13 protein-coding genes are annotated in these 16310 nt (G+C 60.4%); 9 read left to right on the forward strand and 4 right to left on the reverse strand.

Going from position 1 to position 16310, the window contains the following annotated elements; genetic code table 11:
* Nucleotides 1–30 precede the first annotated feature (30 nt).
* Nucleotides 31–945 carry a LysR family transcriptional regulator gene (locus KUA23_RS14850; RefSeq protein ID WP_028616088.1) on the reverse strand — a complete coding sequence of 305 codons (915 nt, stop codon included), beginning with the start codon at nt 943–945 and terminating at the stop codon, nt 31–33.
* A gap of 247 nt (nt 946–1192) precedes the next feature.
* Between KUA23_RS14850 and KUA23_RS14855 the strand changes: the two genes are divergently transcribed.
* The 4 genes from KUA23_RS14855 (at nt 1193) to pgm (ending at nt 7490) form a co-directional block, all read left to right on the forward strand.
* Nucleotides 1193–2215, forward strand: coding sequence for a zinc-dependent alcohol dehydrogenase family protein (locus KUA23_RS14855; RefSeq protein WP_252994245.1), 1023 nt, complete (start codon nt 1193–1195; stop codon nt 2213–2215).
* Nucleotides 2216–2908: 693 nt separating this feature from the next.
* The gene (locus KUA23_RS14860; RefSeq protein ID WP_078048402.1) at nt 2909–4336 is read left to right on the forward strand and encodes a hypothetical protein; all 1428 of its coding nucleotides are present in this window, start codon (nt 2909–2911) and stop codon (nt 4334–4336) included.
* Nucleotides 4333–5739 carry an aminotransferase-like domain-containing protein gene (locus tag KUA23_RS14865; protein ID WP_252994246.1) on the forward strand — a complete coding sequence of 469 codons (1407 nt, stop codon included), beginning with the start codon at nt 4333–4335 and terminating at the stop codon, nt 5737–5739. Before KUA23_RS14860 ends, KUA23_RS14865 begins: the two co-directional genes overlap by 4 nt.
* A gap of 107 nt (nt 5740–5846) precedes the next feature.
* Nucleotides 5847–7490, forward strand: coding sequence for a phosphoglucomutase (alpha-D-glucose-1,6-bisphosphate-dependent) (pgm, locus tag KUA23_RS14870; RefSeq protein ID WP_099492005.1), 1644 nt, complete (start codon nt 5847–5849; stop codon nt 7488–7490).
* 76 nt (nt 7491–7566) lie between these two features.
* Here pgm and KUA23_RS14875 read toward each other — a convergent pair whose 3' ends face one another.
* Entirely contained in the window at nt 7567–8262 is a 696-nt protein-coding gene (locus KUA23_RS14875) for a pirin family protein (RefSeq protein WP_252994247.1), read from the reverse strand.
* A 219-nt stretch (nt 8263–8481) separates the two neighbouring features.
* Here KUA23_RS14875 and KUA23_RS14880 point away from each other — a divergent pair, with 219 nt between their 5' ends.
* Nucleotides 8482–10935 (forward strand): UvrD-helicase domain-containing protein, encoded by a 2454-nt coding sequence (locus tag KUA23_RS14880; RefSeq protein ID WP_252994248.1) that lies wholly within the window; start codon nt 8482–8484, stop codon nt 10933–10935.
* Nucleotides 10936–11008: 73 nt separating this feature from the next.
* On the opposite strand, the gene KUA23_RS14885 is transcribed toward KUA23_RS14880, so the two are convergent.
* Entirely contained in the window at nt 11009–11281 is a 273-nt protein-coding gene (locus tag KUA23_RS14885; RefSeq protein ID WP_049708382.1) for a DUF1652 domain-containing protein, read from the reverse strand.
* Nucleotides 11282–11538: 257 nt separating this feature from the next.
* Here KUA23_RS14885 and KUA23_RS14890 point away from each other — a divergent pair, with 257 nt between their 5' ends.
* The 4 genes from KUA23_RS14890 to KUA23_RS14905 are packed head-to-tail and all read left to right on the forward strand — an operon-like array spanning nt 11539 to nt 15312.
* Nucleotides 11539–12348: a helix-turn-helix transcriptional regulator gene (locus tag KUA23_RS14890; RefSeq protein WP_214497048.1), complete on the forward strand. Its 810-nt coding sequence runs from the start codon at nt 11539–11541 to the stop codon at nt 12346–12348.
* Nucleotides 12349–12397: 49 nt separating this feature from the next.
* On the forward strand, nt 12398–13804 hold the full coding sequence (locus KUA23_RS14895) for an NAD(P)/FAD-dependent oxidoreductase (RefSeq protein ID WP_252992294.1): 1407 nt from the start codon (nt 12398–12400) through the stop codon (nt 13802–13804).
* A 26-nt stretch (nt 13805–13830) separates the two neighbouring features.
* Nucleotides 13831–14172, forward strand: coding sequence for a cupin domain-containing protein (locus KUA23_RS14900; protein ID WP_100490690.1), 342 nt, complete (start codon nt 13831–13833; stop codon nt 14170–14172).
* Nucleotides 14173–14232: 60 nt separating this feature from the next.
* Nucleotides 14233–15312: a polyamine ABC transporter substrate-binding protein gene (locus KUA23_RS14905; protein WP_078048410.1), complete on the forward strand. Its 1080-nt coding sequence runs from the start codon at nt 14233–14235 to the stop codon at nt 15310–15312.
* A 132-nt stretch (nt 15313–15444) separates the two neighbouring features.
* Here KUA23_RS14905 and KUA23_RS14910 read toward each other — a convergent pair whose 3' ends face one another.
* Nucleotides 15445–16230 carry a helix-turn-helix transcriptional regulator gene (locus KUA23_RS14910; protein ID WP_100490689.1) on the reverse strand — a complete coding sequence of 262 codons (786 nt, stop codon included), beginning with the start codon at nt 16228–16230 and terminating at the stop codon, nt 15445–15447.
* Between the last annotated feature and the right edge of the window lie 80 nt (nt 16231–16310).

A 16310-nucleotide genomic window follows, 5' to 3' on the forward strand; every position in this document is an offset into this window, starting at 1 on the left:
AAACGTTTTATGGAATTTAATGGAATTCCATTACAGGCTATCGGGGTCCCCAAAAAACATCTGAATCCGCGACCGCAACCACCGCTCCCCTGGATCATTATCCTGCGAACCACGCCACGCCATGTGCAGTTCAAAGCTGCGCACCGGCAGCGGCGGGTCTTCCGCGCGTAAGCCGCCCGCCGAGGTCAAGGCCTCGGCCGCGTAGTCTGGCACGGTCGCCAGGATATCCGTGCCCGCCAGCAATGTGCCGAGGCCGTTGAATTGCGGCACGGCCAGTACCACGTGGCGTTTGCGGTCGAGTTTTTCCAGTTCTTCATCGATGAAGCCGCTCAGGTCGCCTGCGAAGGACACCAGGGCGTGGGGGCGGGCGCAGAAGTCGTCGAGGCTCAGGGAACCCGGTACGCTGTCGGCGCGCAGCAGTTTCGGCAGGCTGCGGCGCAGTACTTTGCGCTTGGCGTTGGCCGGCAGGTCGGCGGTGTAGCTGACGCCGATGGAGATCTCGCCGGAGGCCAGCAGGCCGGGCATCAGGATGTAGTTGACGCGGCGTACTACCAGGACGATGCCGGGGGCTTCGGCGCGCAGGCGTTTGAGCAGTTGCGGCAGCAGGGCGAATTCGACGTCGTCGGACAGGCCGATGCGGAACACGGCTGTGCTGGTGGCCGGGTCGAACTCGGCGGCGCGGCTGACGGCGGTGGAAATCGAGTCCAGGGCCGGGGAGAGCAGGGCGAAGATTTCGACCGCTCGGGCCGACGGTTCCATGCTGCGGCCGGTGCGCACGAACAGGGGGTCGTCAAACAACCCGCGCAGGCGTGACAACGCCGCGCTGATGGCCGGCTGGCCGAGGAACAGTTTCTCGGCGGCGCGGGTCACGCTGCGCTCATGCATCAAGGTTTCGAATACGATCAAGAGGTTAAGGTCGACACGACGCAGGTCGTTACGGTTCATCTTGTGTCCTGGAAGAGTCAGCAAACTTGACGAGAGCAGCCATATAAGAAGAATGACCGGCATGAATCTTACGGGTAAAGGCTGTTACTCTGCACAGGAAAATTGAGTTTTCTTACAAGCTCTGAGGCCTATTCCTCAGTTGCGGAATCAATGACAGGCATGTCGACTATTAATGGCGACCGGTGGTCTTACCCGGAAAGCCCAGATAGAGTTCATGGCATTAGAGGTTACTTTGACGAGGTTTGCGATGTCCCGCACGATCCGTTTTCACAAGTTTGGTCCGGCCGAGGTGCTCAAATGCGAAGAGCATGCAGCCGCGCAGCCCGCACCGGGCGAAGTGCAGGTGCGTGTCGAAGCGATTGGCATCAGCTGGTATGACATTCTGTGGCGCCAGAACCTGGCGTCTTCCCATGCACGCTTGCCATCCGGCCTGGGCCATGAGATGGCCGGGGTTGTGGTCGCCGTCGGCGACGGCGTGGATGATTTGGCAGCGGGCGATAAAGTGGCCAGTTTTCCGGCCGAAAGCCCCAATGATTACCCGGTGTATGGCGAACAGATCGTCCTGCCCCGTTCGGCCCTGACCCGCTATCCGGATGTCCTGAGCCCGATTGAAGCCAGTGTGCACTACACGCCGCTGCTGATTGCCTACTTTGCCTATGTGGATCTGGCGCGGGTCAAGCCTGGGCAGTTTGCACTGGTGACTGACGCCAGCCACTGCGCCGGCCCATCTTTCGTACAGCTGGGCAAGGCCCTGGGCGTACGGGTGATTGCCGCCACCAAGGACAGCGAAGAGCGCGAGTACCTACTGTCCCTCGGGGCAGAGAAGGTCATCGTCACCGAAGAGCAGGACCTGCTGATGCAAGTCAACAAGTTCACTGATAACCGTGGCGTCGACGTGGTGTTCGACGGCCTGGGCGGCCCGCAGATGTCGCTGCTCGGCGATGTGCTGGCACCGCGTGGCAGCCTGGTGCTGTATGGCTTGCAGGGCGGTAACCAGACGCCATTCCCGGCGTGTGCAGCGTTTCAAAAGAACATTCAGTTCTTTGTGCATTGCATCGGCAACTTCACTGGCAAGCCTGAGCTGGGCATTATCCAGGACCAGGTGGCCTTGCAGCGGGCCCTGCGGGATATCAACCAATTGACCGCCGACCGTGTGCTGGTACCGCTTAAAACCACGGTGTTTCCGTTCAGTCAGTTTGTGGAAGCACACCGTTATATGGATGAATGCCCTTGCCGCGAGCGGGTTGCGTTGCAGGTTGAAGCTGTTTAAGCCGTAGGAAGATTCGCAAACGACGATGGCGCATGAGGCAAATGCGCCATTTGGCAGGACTGATCCTGCACCGACCATCAGGTGCCTGTCTGGCCCCTTAGCCCCTGGACCTCGCCTTTTTCCCTGACGCCGCCCTGAATTCCAGCGCGGCGTCTTTGTGTGTGGGTTTTTTACGTGCCGGCTGTCATTCATCTGCACTGGTTTTCGGCGTTGTTCTGTATCTATTAATCATTATCCCAGCACTGATAATTACGCCTTCACCTTCATCTCAAGGAATGAGCAATGAATGAATATCCGGCACTACTGTCGCGAGAGGCCGACACTAAAGACGCAGCTTCCCTGTGGCCTCAGAGAATTAACAATGGGCGTATAAAGCTGCAATCCAGGAAAAGGGAAAGTTGCTGGGTTTATGTGTCGGACATTTCCTTTAATGGTGGGTTAAGAATCTGCAAGGACCTGTCGGAAAGATCCTAGGGTCGTGGCTGAATGCATTTTTATCCCGTAAATCCGGCGCTCTGGCGCGTCCATGTCTTTGGGGGGGTCCCGACGGCATCGGTGTTGTTTTGTTGCGCGGTGCTAATGTCTAGTCATCGGCGCACAAGTCTGTGTGCAGTTTTCTTACACGCGTAATAGGTCGAGCAAGTACTGTCAGCAGTTGCTTGGAACGGATATTTAAACTCAGGTAGTAGAACGATGAGCACTATTCACGAACAGGCTATGAACTATGTTTACCAGCAAGTTCTGCAACGTTTGATTGGCTACTTTAATCGCGCAGAGCGAACGGCACTCCAGTTGCTGGTCCAACGAATCGTTGTGGCGGCGGGCGGTATGGAACAGGTCGGGGATTACAAGGTGCTGGTGGCCCATGGGGGAGGTGAAGCGAGCACCTACACCCTGGCGTTGTTGCGTGCCGCGCAACTGACCATCGCCGGCCGCGCCCCCCGCACCTTTCACTTGCGGGTCGCGACGCTGCGCCATGCCGGGATGACCGAAGGCCGGCTCGACAGCCTCAACCTGGGCTATGGCCGCTTGTTTCTCCACGATGATCCCAGGGTTGAGTTACTGATGGTGGAAAACCAGGAAGTATTGCCCTTCAATCACCTGCGGCCCGCCTCTGCCGTCGGGCGGGAGATCAGCCAGCGCAACATGCTGATGATCGGCCACGTGACTTCGGGTGATTGCCGCGCAACCTTGTGCAATGACACCTACTTGGCACTCGGCGATTTCTATCAGCGCGTTACCACCTGCAATGGTGGGGTGCATGCCGTGGTCAACGGCGACTCATTGCGCAAGCAAAGTCAGTTTCTGGCGTGGCTGAAAAAAACCGCCCAAGGCGCGGGGCTTGCCATCCCACCCAATTGGCCGGTGTCGCTCACGGGTCTGTTTGCGCGCATGGAGGAATGGAGCGCTGGCTATTACCGCGATGTGTATGGCGAGCATTATGTTGCGAGTGACAACCCCAGCAGGGCCGGCCATCGTCACTTGGCCTACATCGGCATTGCCGATCTGCTGGCGGATGTCGACACACAACAGTCGCCGATGCTCAACGAGTTCATGGCCTATGCACCCGATCCATTGGGCTTTCATTTCAGCCATCCGAGCTACTCCAACCCACAGCTGATGGCGCACCTGCGAGGCTTGCAGGCTCAATGCTTGCGCGATCTTGACTATGAGGAAGGCGTGCGAGGTTTTGTCCATCAGGCTTCCCAACGCATGCGCAGCGTGCAGGTGCCCGAAGAGTTGCTCGCGCGGGCTCAGAGCAGTGAAGGGCGCATCCAATCCAGAACCTACGCGCAGCACTACTTTGGCCTGGATGAAACACAGCTGATCTGCCTGCTGTTTTCTCCGTTTATCCATCATGGTGAGCGGCTGGAAGGCTATCTGCGCCAATGCCACCCGGGCATGCTCGTGGCCCTGCCAGAACTGCACAAGGTCCTGCAGGGCAAGCCGTCCGCCGAGATGTTGCAGCAGTGGGTCATCGATACCAGCGGCTTGCCGATGCCGCTGGTGCAACACCTGTACCGCAAGCGGCCGCTGATCGCTGGGAGCGGCCAAACAACCCACAGTGCGGGGGCCATGACTCGCGGCAGCGCGCAGGCCTGTCAATTGTCCGGGCGATGACACTGCGCGGCGAACGGCAGGCGGACTTCGCGTACCAGGCGGTTTATCGCTACATGATCACGCTGATCAACGAAGTGAGCACCAATGCCCGGGTAAAGCTGCCCTCCCTGCGGCAGTTGGCGGGGCGCCTGAATGTGTCGATCTCCACGGTACAGTACGCATACTCACTGCTGGAAAAGGAGGGCCGGGTCTACTCGGTGGCCAAGTCGGGCTATTACGCCTGGCCGCTGTCTTCAAACCCACAGGCGTGGGCTGGTGGAGATCTGCTCGACCGGCTCTACGCCGCAGCGCGCAGGCCGGGCATGGTGGTGCTCAGTGGCGATGAACCCGCGTTGCTGGCTTCGCTGGACAGCAGCCTGTTGCGCCTCGAGCGAGAGTTGGTGCGCCAGTACCCACAGCATCTGCAACCCTGGTCCCAGCCTTGCGGTGTGTGGGAACTGCGCGCGGTGCTGGCTGCACGCTATACCTCGTCGCCGACGCGTTGTTGGCATGCCGATGACGTGTACATCGGTGCCGACCTGCGCGGTGTGTTGCACATTCTCATCGATGTACTGGGCCTGAGGGGGACCACGGTGATTGTCGAATCACCCTGCGACTGGCTGGTTCTGCGCCTGCTCCAGGATGCGGGGGTGCGCATCATCGAATTGCCCTGGATGCCGGACGGTCGCCTGGACCTGGTCAGCCTTGACCGCGTGTTAGCCAACGAACCGGTGCACCTGGTGCTGCTGTCATCAAAGGTCAGCCTGCCGGCAGGGGGGGTGATGCCGCACCACGACCGCCTGGCTGTTGCACAAATGCTGGATCACTACGGTTGCTGGCTGCTGGAGAACGACACCTTTGGCGAACTGGGATTCAATCATCAACAGCCAGCACTCCGGGAACTGGTGAACCCTGAGCGGCTCATGGTGTTTTCTTCGTTCGAGAAGGTCCTGGGTTCGGAAGCGCCTTATGGTTATCTGCTGTCCCGGCGCATGAGCAGTGAATTACAGCGCCAGTTCCTGCTGCGCGCCTTTCGTTTGTCGTCGATCCGCCAGCGCGCGATTGCGCGCCTGTATCAAAGCGGGCGAATCGACCAGCACCTGCGTGCATTGCGCCGAGACTTACATGAGCAGGCGCAGGCGATGAGCCAACGGTTGGACCAGCATCTGGAGGGACAGGTGAGCTTCAGTGCACCCGCTGCCGGGGCGACGTTCTGGTTGCACTCAACGCACCCGGTGGACATGCGCCAGGTATTCCAGCGGCTGCTCGGCCAGCAGGTGGTGATTGCGCCCGGTGAACTGTTCAGCGTCAGCGGCCTGCATCAACAGGATTTTCGCCTGAGCCTGACCTTTCATGGGCAGCCGGACCTCGATGCTGCCTTGGCGGCCATCGGCGAGGCGCTGCATCAGGCCCGGATGGGATGATTGCGTGAAGTTTCTCTCACTGTTGTAGGATCGATACCGTCGCACAGGAGTCCAACTCTCAGTAAACTGCCGTTTTTTTCCCGAATCCTTCTTTCCGAGGTTTATGCATGACAATCAGTCCTTTTGCGGGCAAGCCGGCGCCAGCCCAGTTGCTGGTGGATATCCCGCGACTGGTTACGGCCTACTACACCGGCCAGCCTGATGCAGCAATCTCCACCCAGCGCGTGGCGTTCGGTACCTCCGGTCACCGTGGCAGCTCGTTTGAACTGAGCTTCAACGAATGGCATGTACTCGCTATCAGCCAAGCTATCTGCCTGTATCGCGAAGCCCAGGGCATCAATGGCCCGCTGTTTGTCGGCCTGGATACTCACGCGTTGTCGACACCTGCCGGTGCCAGCGCCCTGGAAGTGTTGGCCGCCAATGGCGTGCACGTGATGCTGGCGCAAGGCGATGAATACACGCCGACTCCGGCGATTTCCCACGCCATCATCTGCTACAACCGTGGCCGCACCAGCGGCCTGGCCGACGGCATCGTCATCACGCCGTCGCACAACCCGCCGCAGAGTGGCGGCTACAAGTACAACCCGCCCAATGGCGGCCCGGCCGACACCCACGTCACCAAGTGGATCGAAGCCAAGGCCAATGAGCTGCTGGCCAATAAACTGGCGGGGGTCAAGCGCATCACCCACGCCCAGGCACTCAAGGCCGATACCACCCATCGCCATGACTACCTCAACAGCTATGTGGCTGATCTGGTCAATGTGATCGACATGGACGCCATCCGCAGTGCCGACCTGCGCCTGGGCGTAGACCCGCTGGGTGGAGCGGGGGTGCGCTACTGGTCGGCGATCGCCGAGCATTACCGCCTGAATCTGGACGTGGTGAACACCGAAGTCGACGCCACCTTCCGCTTCATGAGCGTCGACTGGGACGGCCAGATCCGCATGGACCCGTCCTCCAGCTACGCCATGCAGGGCCTGATCGGTCTCAAGGAACGCTTCGACGTGGCATTCGCCTGCGACCCGGACCACGACCGCCACGGCATCGTCACGCCGTCCGGTGGCCTGTTGGCACCGAACAACTACCTGGCTGTGTCCATCGACTACCTGTTCCAGAACCGTCCTGACTGGCGCGCCGATGCAGCCGTGGGCAAGACCGTGGTCAGCAGCGGCTTGATCGATCGCGTCGCTGCGCGCATTGGCCGTCGCCTGTACGAAGTGCCGGTCGGCTTCAAGTGGTTCGCCGACGGCCTCTTCGAAGGCTCGTTGGGCTTTGGCGGCGAAGAAAGCGCCGGCGCCTCGTTCCTGCGCAAGGATGGCACCGTCTGGAGCACGGACAAGGACGGCCTGATCCCGGCACTGCTGGCTGCAGAAATGACCTCGCGCAAAGGCCAGGACCCGAGCCAGATTTACCGTGGCCTGACCGACGCCCTGGGCGAACCGTTCGCGATTCGTGTCGACGCCAAGGCCACACCGGCGCAGAAAGCCTTGCTGGGCAAGCTGTCGCCGGATCAGGTGACGTCCACCGAGTTGGCCGGGGAAAGCATCCAGCAGATCCTCAGCCATGCGCCGGGTAACAACCAGGCAATCGGCGGGTTGAAGGTGATGACCGAAAACGGCTGGTTCGCTGCACGGCCATCGGGCACCGAGGATATCTACAAGATCTACGCCGAGAGCTTTATTGGCGAAGATCACCTCAAGCAATTGGTGGAAGAGGCGCAGGTGCTGGTAGACGGCGCTATCAGCCAGTAACCCATTGTAGGAGCCCGGCTTGCCGGCGATAGCGATCTTACGAACGCCACCGCCGGCAAGCCGGGCTCCTACAAAGTTAAGCGAGGTCAACCAAGACGATTTCGCTGTCTTCAACCGCCGTCACCCGCAACACCTGCTCATCTTCAATCGCTACACCGTCTCGCGCTTGCGCACGCACGCCGTTGACTTCAATCACGCCCGTCGCCGGTACCAGGTACGCACGGCGTCCGCTGTCCAGCCGGTATTCAGCACTTTCCCCGGCCTTCAGGTTCGCGGCCACCAGGCGTGCATCCGCACGAATGCGCAGGCTTTCGCTGTCCCCGGCCTTGCCACTGGCCAGCGTCACAAAACCTTCGCGATCCCCCTTGGGAAACGGCTTGGCGCCCCACGAAGGCGGCAGACCGGCTTCATTCGGAATGATCCAGATCTGGAAGATCTTGGTTGGCGTCTCTTCCAGGTTGTACTCGCTGTGGGCGATCCCGGTGCCGGCGCTCATCACCTGCACGTCACCGGCTTCGGTGCGGCCTCTGTTGCCGAGGTTGTCGGCGTGGCTGATCGCCCCTTCGCGCACGTAGGTGATGATCTCCATATCGCGGTGCGGATGCTGCGGGAAGCCGGTGCCCGGCGCAATGATGTCGTCGTTCCATACCCGTAGGTTGCCCCAGTGCATGCGCTTGGGGTCGTGGTATTCAGCGAATGAGAAGTGGTGATGGGCGTCAAGCCAGCCATGGTGGGCGCCGCCCAGGGAATTGAAAGGTCGAAGTTCAAGCATGATCGTCTCCTGTGGATGGCGCCTATGATCCTGCAGCTCATGATCGATAAAAAGCCGGAAATATGCCTGATTCCTATCAGTCGATTAGATGAGTTGGTGGCGTTTTGACTTTCAGTTCATCGCCTAACTGCATGACAGCAAAGCAATTGGCTGGAACTCAACGTCGATTCCGGCGACCATGGCGCACTTGTCTGAACCCAGCTCATCGCAGGAGTCCGCGTGTCGCAACAAAAGCCTGATCTTCCTCCCGAACTGCGCCCCTTGGCCGAAATGCCGCTATTGAAACGCCTGGCCGCGCGCCTGTTTGGCCATGGCTTGACACGTTTGCGCGCTCAGCACCGGTTTTCCTGGTTGCACGGGCAGGCCGACGGTTTTCGCAGTGGGCATGAGGCAGGTGTGGAGTACGGCTACCGCGAGGGCAAGGCCGATGGCATCGAGGAAGGCCGGCAAGTCCTGCTGATTCGCGACTTCCGCCCGGATGAGCACCGAGCGCCGGGTGTGGATGACAGCCTCTTCGATGATTGGCGCCTGCCGCTGACGGCCGAGTTGAAGAAACGCATCAAGGCTGACGTTGCGCGGTTGCTGCCGGCCCACGCGCAGCCAAGCGCTGCACAGTGGAAGATGATCTTCAGCGATACGCCTTCAACCTCAGTGATAGCCGGCGCCGGTGCGGGCAAATCCACCTCCCTGGTGCTGCGTATTTTGCTCCTTACCCATTACCTGGGCTTCGAGCTGAGCTCAATGACGGTGGTGACCTTTACCCGTGAGTCGCGCAAAGACTTCATCAACAAGCTCATGGAAATTCTCAGCCTGTGGGGCCAACCCCTTGGCATGAAAGAAGCGCAGGCCGTGGTGCGAACCTTTCACTCGCGCATCCTGCCGATGGTGCGCAGCCTGCCGGGCTTTGAGCGCCTGCAAGCGTTCGAAAACCTCAGTGCAGGCTTTGAGGACGTCGACAGCAACCCCTTTGACCTGCGCATCAACGACGCCCAACGCCAACAGATGAACGCCTGTTACCACCGCCTGCACGGCCAGCATGCGCGCTTTCGCGAGCTGATAGCGCCGCTGGCACGCCAGGGCCTGCAGCTCAAGGAGCTGGAGCGCGAGCATCCCGATGTGCAAAAGCGCGTGGCCGTGACCGAACTGGCGGCCAAGCGCGATGAAGAACTGTGCGATCTGATCGAAGACCTGTGGTTCCGCGCGGGTGCGTGGCCGATCAAGGGTATCGAGCCCAATCGCCAGACCCTAGAGATCAACGGCGCGCAGTTTCACTGCCATGGCTATATACCGGAGCTGGACGCCTGGGTGGTGCTGGGCTTTGACTCAAGGGAAAACGCCCAGATCAGCCGGCCAAATTCGAAATTGTCCGTACGGGCAGAATGGGCGGTAAAGCGCACCCTGTTTCAAGCTTTCTGCCGTAAGCCACTGATATGGCTCGATAGTTATGAATCTTCAAAGCGGCTCTTAAGCAGTTTGGCCGGTGATGCCAGCGCCGGGCCAGGCTTTGATTACAAGGTTAAGGGCGAACTCGCCTCTGCGCCGTTGCTGGACAGCTTTGTGATGGCGGCCGGGTTTATCGAAAACCTGGGGCTGGACGTGCCCACTGCGGTTGGGCAGATGAGCTTTGCCAAGGACGACCCGGACCGGTTCTTCTTCGAAGCGCTGAGCATCTTCTGGAAGGCCCTGGAAGATCACCTGTTGGACCAGTCGCCACCAATCATGACCTACAACCGCATGTTTTCGCTGTTCGGCGAAAACACCCCGGAAAACCTCAAGCTGCTCAGTGATCCGCTGTTGCGGCCGCTGTCGCATTTGATGATCGACGAGTTCCAGGATGTCTCGCCGCAGATTGTCTCGTGGATCCGCGCCAGCCTGCGCGAGATCCGCAGTCGCGGCCCGGCCATGCACGTCGGGCGCGGTGCCCAGCGCTCGTCGCTGTTGTGCGTGGGGGATGACTGGCAGTCGATCTACGGCTGGCGCGGGAGTTCGCCCAAGTACTTCATGGCGTTCAACCAGGAATTCCCGTCACCCGCCACCACTCGCGTGATGCTTGGGGAGAACTACCGCAGCCATCAACACATCATCGACGCCGCCGAGCACATTGTGCGGGCGGCACCCGCCATCCCCGGCAAGAAGGCCAAGGCCAGCGGGGCGCCCAAGGATTTGGTGCCCGTCAAGGTTCTGGAGCGCGATGATGCCGCATTGGGGCGGCAGTTGCAGGCGCACTACCAGCGCGGCGAATCAGTGTTAATGCTTTATCGAAAAAGTAGCGATAAGTTACTGATTCAAGAGCATATTCAGTCTTTAGTTAATGTGGATTCTAGCTTGCCACCCCAGGCACGCAGGCTAAAGCAACTGACCTATCACAGTGCCAAGGGGCTGCAGGCGGACGCAGTATTTCTGCTTGGGGATTGCCAGCACGTGACCAGCTCACCGTACAAGAACCAGGTGTACCGCATGGCCGGCCTGGGCAAGGACGGTGACAGCGAGCCGTACGACACTGCGCAAAAGGACGAAGTGTTGCGCCTGGCCTACGTGGGCATTACCCGGGCGGTGAGCCATTGCTATTGGTACGTGGAAAAGCCCGAAGGCCAGGCGGTGAATGTGCCGAAAGCGTCAGAGCGGGTGGATGGCAGGAAAGCCTTCTTCGACGACCAACGAACCCCAGTGTAGGAGCCGACTTGCCGGCCATGAGGTCCTGGAAAGACGTGGTGCTCCTCCGAAGCCAGCGCCTACGGAGGTCGGCTCAGGCCCGCAGGGACTGCGGCGGCACAAACGACTCCAATTCATCCTCCACCGCCTCGATAATCCGCTCTACATCGGCGGCGTTCATCACGGTGGCGCAGGGGATGCCGGCGATGGCGATCAGGGTTTCACCGCTGGCACGGTCGAACAGGCGGACGATCATGCTGCCGGGCGCATCCATGCTGCCCTCGAAGCCCATCGGATGAAAATGCCAGCGCATCAGTTGGCAGGCGTTGGGGAACGTCACTTTGTTCATGTTGCCCACCTTGTTCATTGAGCGCTTCCTTTAGCTCGCGGCAGGGGGCCATGACCTTCACTGGTCTTGGCATCGAAGAGCTTAAAAATAGCATCCGTGCGCAGCCGCAAGGTGAGTTTTTTGCCCCCGTTCGGCGGTTGTTTTCGATAAGTTTGATGTAGATCATGTCCTACTTGAAATTGGGCAAAAGGCCATTAGTCAGAAGTTCCAATTGGCCATTGATGGCCTTGGCAAAATTCGGCAATCTCCACGGTTTACCCGCCATAGAGCCGCCCATGCCCGACATCGCCCTGGACGATGACTCCCAGCACTCCCACGCCACACGCGAGCTGGTGCTGCGCCATCACCTGTGTTGGCGCCACCGGGACCTGGAGGGCGTGATGTCCTACTACCACCCGGATATCCAGTACCACGACTTCTTCCAGAACCGTGTCGTCGGTTTCGCCGACTTGCGCGACTACCTGCAAGCCAGCATGCCACGCGAGGCCGACGAGGCGATCGAGCACACCGATCGCATCCGCGCCGATGGCGACACTGCGTTCATCCAGTACCGCATTACCTTGCGCGGCGGGCAGGGCTTGGTGTCGTTCCGCACCAGCGAGGCCATCACGGTGCGCGACGGGTTGATCTGGCGGGTCAACGAGTACGCCTCCCTGGTGCATGAACAGCCGGCCCAGGCCGCGCGGCCCTCGGTCAGCCGCCTGGGGCTGTCGCCCCAGCAATTGGGGCACATGGCCAATGACCTGCAGCAGTATTTCGAATGCAAGCAACCCTACCTGGACCCAGAGCTGGACCTGCAGCGGGTTGCCAAGGAGTGTGGCTATAGCCGCAACCAGATTTCCTACCTGCTCAACCAAGTGCTGGGCCAAAGTTTCTATCGCTATGTCAACCAGGCAAGGCTCCAGCATCTGCTGGCCGCGCTGGACAAGGCCGTCCTCCCGATAAAGATCGACGACCTGGCGTTTGCCGCAGGCTTTAATTCGCTGTCGGCGTTCTACAGTGCGTTTCGCCAGCACACGGGCCAGTCGCCCAAGGCCTACGTCAAACAAATTTCCCTGCGTGCACGCGCGCAAGACAGCCCCTGACAGCCCGCTCTAGGATCGACCCTATCGAAACGAGGTGGGGGAACCTGGCATGCCGGCATGGCGCACGATCAGTTTATGGATGGACCAGCTGGACGACCCGCTGCAAGCGCGGCCGGCGCTGGCGCATGACTTGGATGTCAACGTGGCCATCATCGGCGCCGGTTACACCGGGCTGTGGACCGCGTATTACCTGAAACGCCAGGCCCCCGAGCTGAAAATTGCCATCGTCGAGGCACAGACCGCCGGCTTCGGCGCCTCCGGTCGCAATGGCGGCTGGCTGATGGGCAACCTGCTGGGGGAGGACCGCTTGCTTGCCGGCCTGAACCCCGAACAACGCCGCGCCTCGTTTGACCTGTTGCACGCCATCCCTGACGAAGTGGCCCAGGTGCTGGCGCGTGAAGGCATCGACTGTGACTACCGCAAGGGCGGCGCCTTGTACTGCGCCGCACGCTATCCCGAGCAGGAAGGCAGCCTGCGCCGCTACCTCGACAAACTCTATGCCCAGGGCCTGACCGAAGCCGACTACCGCTGGCTCGGCCCGCAGCAACTGGCCGAGCAGATCCGCATTGCCAAGCCGTATGGCGGCATTTATGCACCCCACGTCGCGACCATCAACCCCGCCAAGCTGGTGCGCGGCCTGGCGCGAGTGGTGGAGAACATGGGTGTAACGATCTACGAGAACAGCCCGGTTACCCACTGGCAATCCGGCCGCCTGCGCACCGCCAAGGCCAGTGTGCGCGCAGCCTGGGTGGTGCCGGCGGTGGAGGGCTACGCGAACACGTTGCCGCTGCTGGGCCGTTACCAATTGCCGGTGCAGAGCCTGATCGTCGCCACGGAGCCATTGCCGGCCAGTACCTGGGATGAGATCGGCCTCAGCCACGGCCAAGCCTTTGGCGAAAGCAGTCGCCAGGTCACCTACGGCCAGCGCACGGCGGACAACCGCCTGGTGTTCGGTGCCCGCGGTGGCTACCAGTTTGCCGGCAAGCTGCGCCACAACTTCGACTTGACCGACAGTGAGGTGGAGCTGCGTCGCTATCTGTTCGGTGAGCTGTTCCCGCAGCTCAAGCACGTAAGGATCAGCCATTCCTGGGGTGGCAACCTGGGCATGTCGCGCAATTTCCGCCCGCACATGCTCTGCGACCACAAGACCGGCATCGCGCTGTCTGGCGGGTATGGCGGGGAGGGCGTCGGTGCCACCAACCTGGGCGGCCGCACCCTGGCCGACCTGATCCTGGGCCACGACACCCCGCTGACCCACCAGCCCTGGGTCATCCGCGAGCGTGGCCTGGAGGCACTCAAGCCCTGGGAGCCCGAACCCTGCCGCTGGCTCGGCTACAACGCGATCATTCGCAGTTTTGTCCATGAAGACCAGGTGTTGGCCAACCCCAATACCGCCCCGTGGCGCCGCAAGCTGGCGACCGGCGTGGCCGGGTTCATGGAAGGTTTCATGCACTAAGCCGTTTCACTCACACGGGAAAACCCATGAGCATCACTCAATTCAAAGACACGCTGAACGCCCACCTGCCGGACTCGTCGCCCGTCGTCGCGCCGCTGGGTGAGCCCATTGCCGTGGCCTCGACCCTGAGCGTCGAGCGCAACGACGGCGTCGAGACCGGCATCTGGGAGTGCACCCCCGGGCGCTGGCGTCGACAGATCAAATCCCAGGAGTTTTGCCACTTTGTCCAGGGCCGCTGCACCTTCACCCCGGACAACGGTGAAATCGTCCACATAGAAGCCGGCGATGCACTGATGTTGCCGGCCAACAGCACCGGTATCTGGGATATCCAGGAGACCGTGCGCAAGACCTACGTATTGATTCTGTAACGCTTTGATCCTTGATCGCCTGCCATAAAAACAGCCCTAAAACCGCCAGGAAATCGAACCATGAAAGCCATTGCCCTGTTGCCCTTGATGTTGGTGGCCTCTATCAGCCAGGCCGCCGAGACGGTGAAAATCTACAACTGGTCGGACTACATTGCGCCGGACACCACCAAGAACTTCCAGAAAGAAACCGGTATCGGTTTCACCTACGACGTGTACGACAGCAATGAAACCCTCGACGGCAAGTTGATGACCGGTAAATCCGGCTACGACGTGGTGTTTCCGTCCAACCATTTCATGGCTCGGCAAATCCAGGGCGGCGCTTTGAAGAAACTCGACAAGAGCCAGTTGCCCAACTGGAAAAACCTCAACCCTGTGCTGCTCAAGGCCCTGGAAAACAACGACCCCGGCAATGCCCATGGCTTTCCGTACCTGTGGGGCAGTACCGGCATCGGCTACAACATCGACAAGGTCAAGGCGGTACTGGGCGACAACGCGCCGGTCGATTCCTGGGACCTGATCTTCAAGCCCGAGAACATGGCCAAGCTGCAGAAATGCGGGGTGGCGATTCTGGATAATGGCCCGGAGTTGCTGCCGGCCGCGCTCAACTACCTGGGTTTGCCACATCACAGCAAGAAGCCCGAGGACTACAAAAAGGCTGAAGATCTACTGATGAAAGTGCGACCTTATGTGGCGTACTTTCATTCCTCGAAATACACCGCGGACCTGGCCAACGGCGACATCTGCGTAGCAGTGGGCTTCTCTGGCGACATCCTGCAGGCGGAAAGCCGTGCCAAGGAAGCCAAGAACGGCGTGAACATCGGCTACAACATTCCCAAGGAAGGCGCTGCGATCTGGTTCGACATGGTCGCCATGCCCGCCGATGCGCCCAACGAAAAAGCCGGCTACGCATTCATGAACTACCTGTTGCGCCCGGAAGTGATGGCCAGCATCACCAACTACGTGCACTACGCCAACGGCAACCAAGCCGCCGACAGCCTGGTGGACCCGGCCATCAAGTCTGACACCAAGGTCTATCCGAGCCCGGAAATGATGGGCAAATTGTTCGCGTTGGAAGCGATGCCGTTGAATATCGACCGGGTGCGTACGCGAGTGTGGAACACCATCCGCACCGGTAAGTAAGTGCGACGCCCGCCCCCCTGTGGGAGCGGGCTTGCCCGCGAATACGGAGTGTCGGTCAATAAATCTGGCGACTGGTGTACTGCATTCGCGGGCAAGCCCGCTCCCACATTTAAACCGAGTACAACCTCGGGCTCATGGGTTTTCCAGGTCATGCCCCAACGACTGGATAAACAACGAAAACAGCTCCGGCTGTGACGAGATATCCAGCTTCGCGTACAAATGCCGACGATGCACCTTCACTGTATCCGGCGAGATGTTCAGCCGTTCGGCCATGGCCTTGGAGGAGAACCCGCGCAGTACCAGTCGGGCGATCTCCAGCTCGCGGTCCGAGAGCACGCCGCAGCCGAACTGACTCAACGCATCCCTGATCTGACTGTCCATCGCCGGCGCACGCTGGGTGCTTTGCTGCCAGTGCTGTTGCATCAGCGGTAACACCCAGGCGGCCACGGTGGTCATCAGCCCGGTCTCTTCAAAGCTGAAGCGTCGTTGCATGCCTAATGACAGCGACAAGGTCCCCGCGCCCGGCAATTGCAGAATGAATTGCACCTCGTCTTCCAGCACGTTGTCATGGAAGTAATTGAGGAAGTATTCACTCTGGCGAAAATGATCCGGCGCCACTTCCTCCAGGCGGTACACGCCGCTGGCATAGCCCTCGCGACAGGCCTGGAAAAACGGGTCGAGCAGATACAAACCATTGAGGTACACCAGCATCGACGCTGGTTTGCTGCTGGGTTGGGCGTCGTATTCTTCGAGGGCCTGGGGCGGGCCATCCACCGGGTAGTAGATCGCCAGGGCGTTATCAAAGGGCATGCACTGATGCAGCAACAAGACAAGCTGTTTCCAGAAACGCTCGGTGCCGATGTGCGCGACGGTGCGGCCCAGGCCGGCGTGCATGCCAACCTCCCGAAACAGGCTCATATGACAGGCTCCCGCCAGCAAAAGATCGGCCAAGGGTTCGGCTTTTGCCGGGTGGCGTCAAGGGGAGTACGCCAATAGGG

This window comes from Pseudomonas pergaminensis, assembly GCF_024112395.2.
GTDB classification, from domain to species: domain Bacteria; phylum Pseudomonadota; class Gammaproteobacteria; order Pseudomonadales; family Pseudomonadaceae; genus Aquipseudomonas; species Aquipseudomonas pergaminensis.

Excerpts from the sequence above, each read along its gene's own strand:
- KUA23_RS14850 (WP_028616088.1), bottom strand. The coding sequence starts at position 945 with ATGAACCGTAACGACCTGCGTCGTGTCGACCTTAACCTCTTGATCGTA.
- KUA23_RS14855 (WP_252994245.1), top strand. The coding sequence starts at position 1,193 with ATGTCCCGCACGATCCGTTTTCACAAGTTTGGTCCGGCCGAGGTGCTC.
- KUA23_RS14860 (WP_078048402.1), top strand. The coding sequence starts at position 2,909 with ATGAGCACTATTCACGAACAGGCTATGAACTATGTTTACCAGCAAGTT.
- KUA23_RS14865 (WP_252994246.1), top strand. The coding sequence starts at position 4,333 with ATGACACTGCGCGGCGAACGGCAGGCGGACTTCGCGTACCAGGCGGTT.
- pgm (WP_099492005.1), top strand. The coding sequence starts at position 5,847 with ATGACAATCAGTCCTTTTGCGGGCAAGCCGGCGCCAGCCCAGTTGCTG.
- KUA23_RS14875 (WP_252994247.1), bottom strand. The coding sequence starts at position 8,262 with ATGCTTGAACTTCGACCTTTCAATTCCCTGGGCGGCGCCCACCATGGC.
- KUA23_RS14885 (WP_049708382.1), bottom strand. The coding sequence starts at position 11,281 with ATGAACAAGGTGGGCAACATGAACAAAGTGACGTTCCCCAACGCCTGC.
- KUA23_RS14890 (WP_214497048.1), top strand. The coding sequence starts at position 11,539 with ATGCCCGACATCGCCCTGGACGATGACTCCCAGCACTCCCACGCCACA.
- KUA23_RS14895 (WP_252992294.1), top strand. The coding sequence starts at position 12,398 with ATGCCGGCATGGCGCACGATCAGTTTATGGATGGACCAGCTGGACGAC.
- KUA23_RS14900 (WP_100490690.1), top strand. The coding sequence starts at position 13,831 with ATGAGCATCACTCAATTCAAAGACACGCTGAACGCCCACCTGCCGGAC.
- KUA23_RS14905 (WP_078048410.1), top strand. The coding sequence starts at position 14,233 with ATGAAAGCCATTGCCCTGTTGCCCTTGATGTTGGTGGCCTCTATCAGC.
- KUA23_RS14910 (WP_100490689.1), bottom strand. The coding sequence starts at position 16,230 with ATGAGCCTGTTTCGGGAGGTTGGCATGCACGCCGGCCTGGGCCGCACC.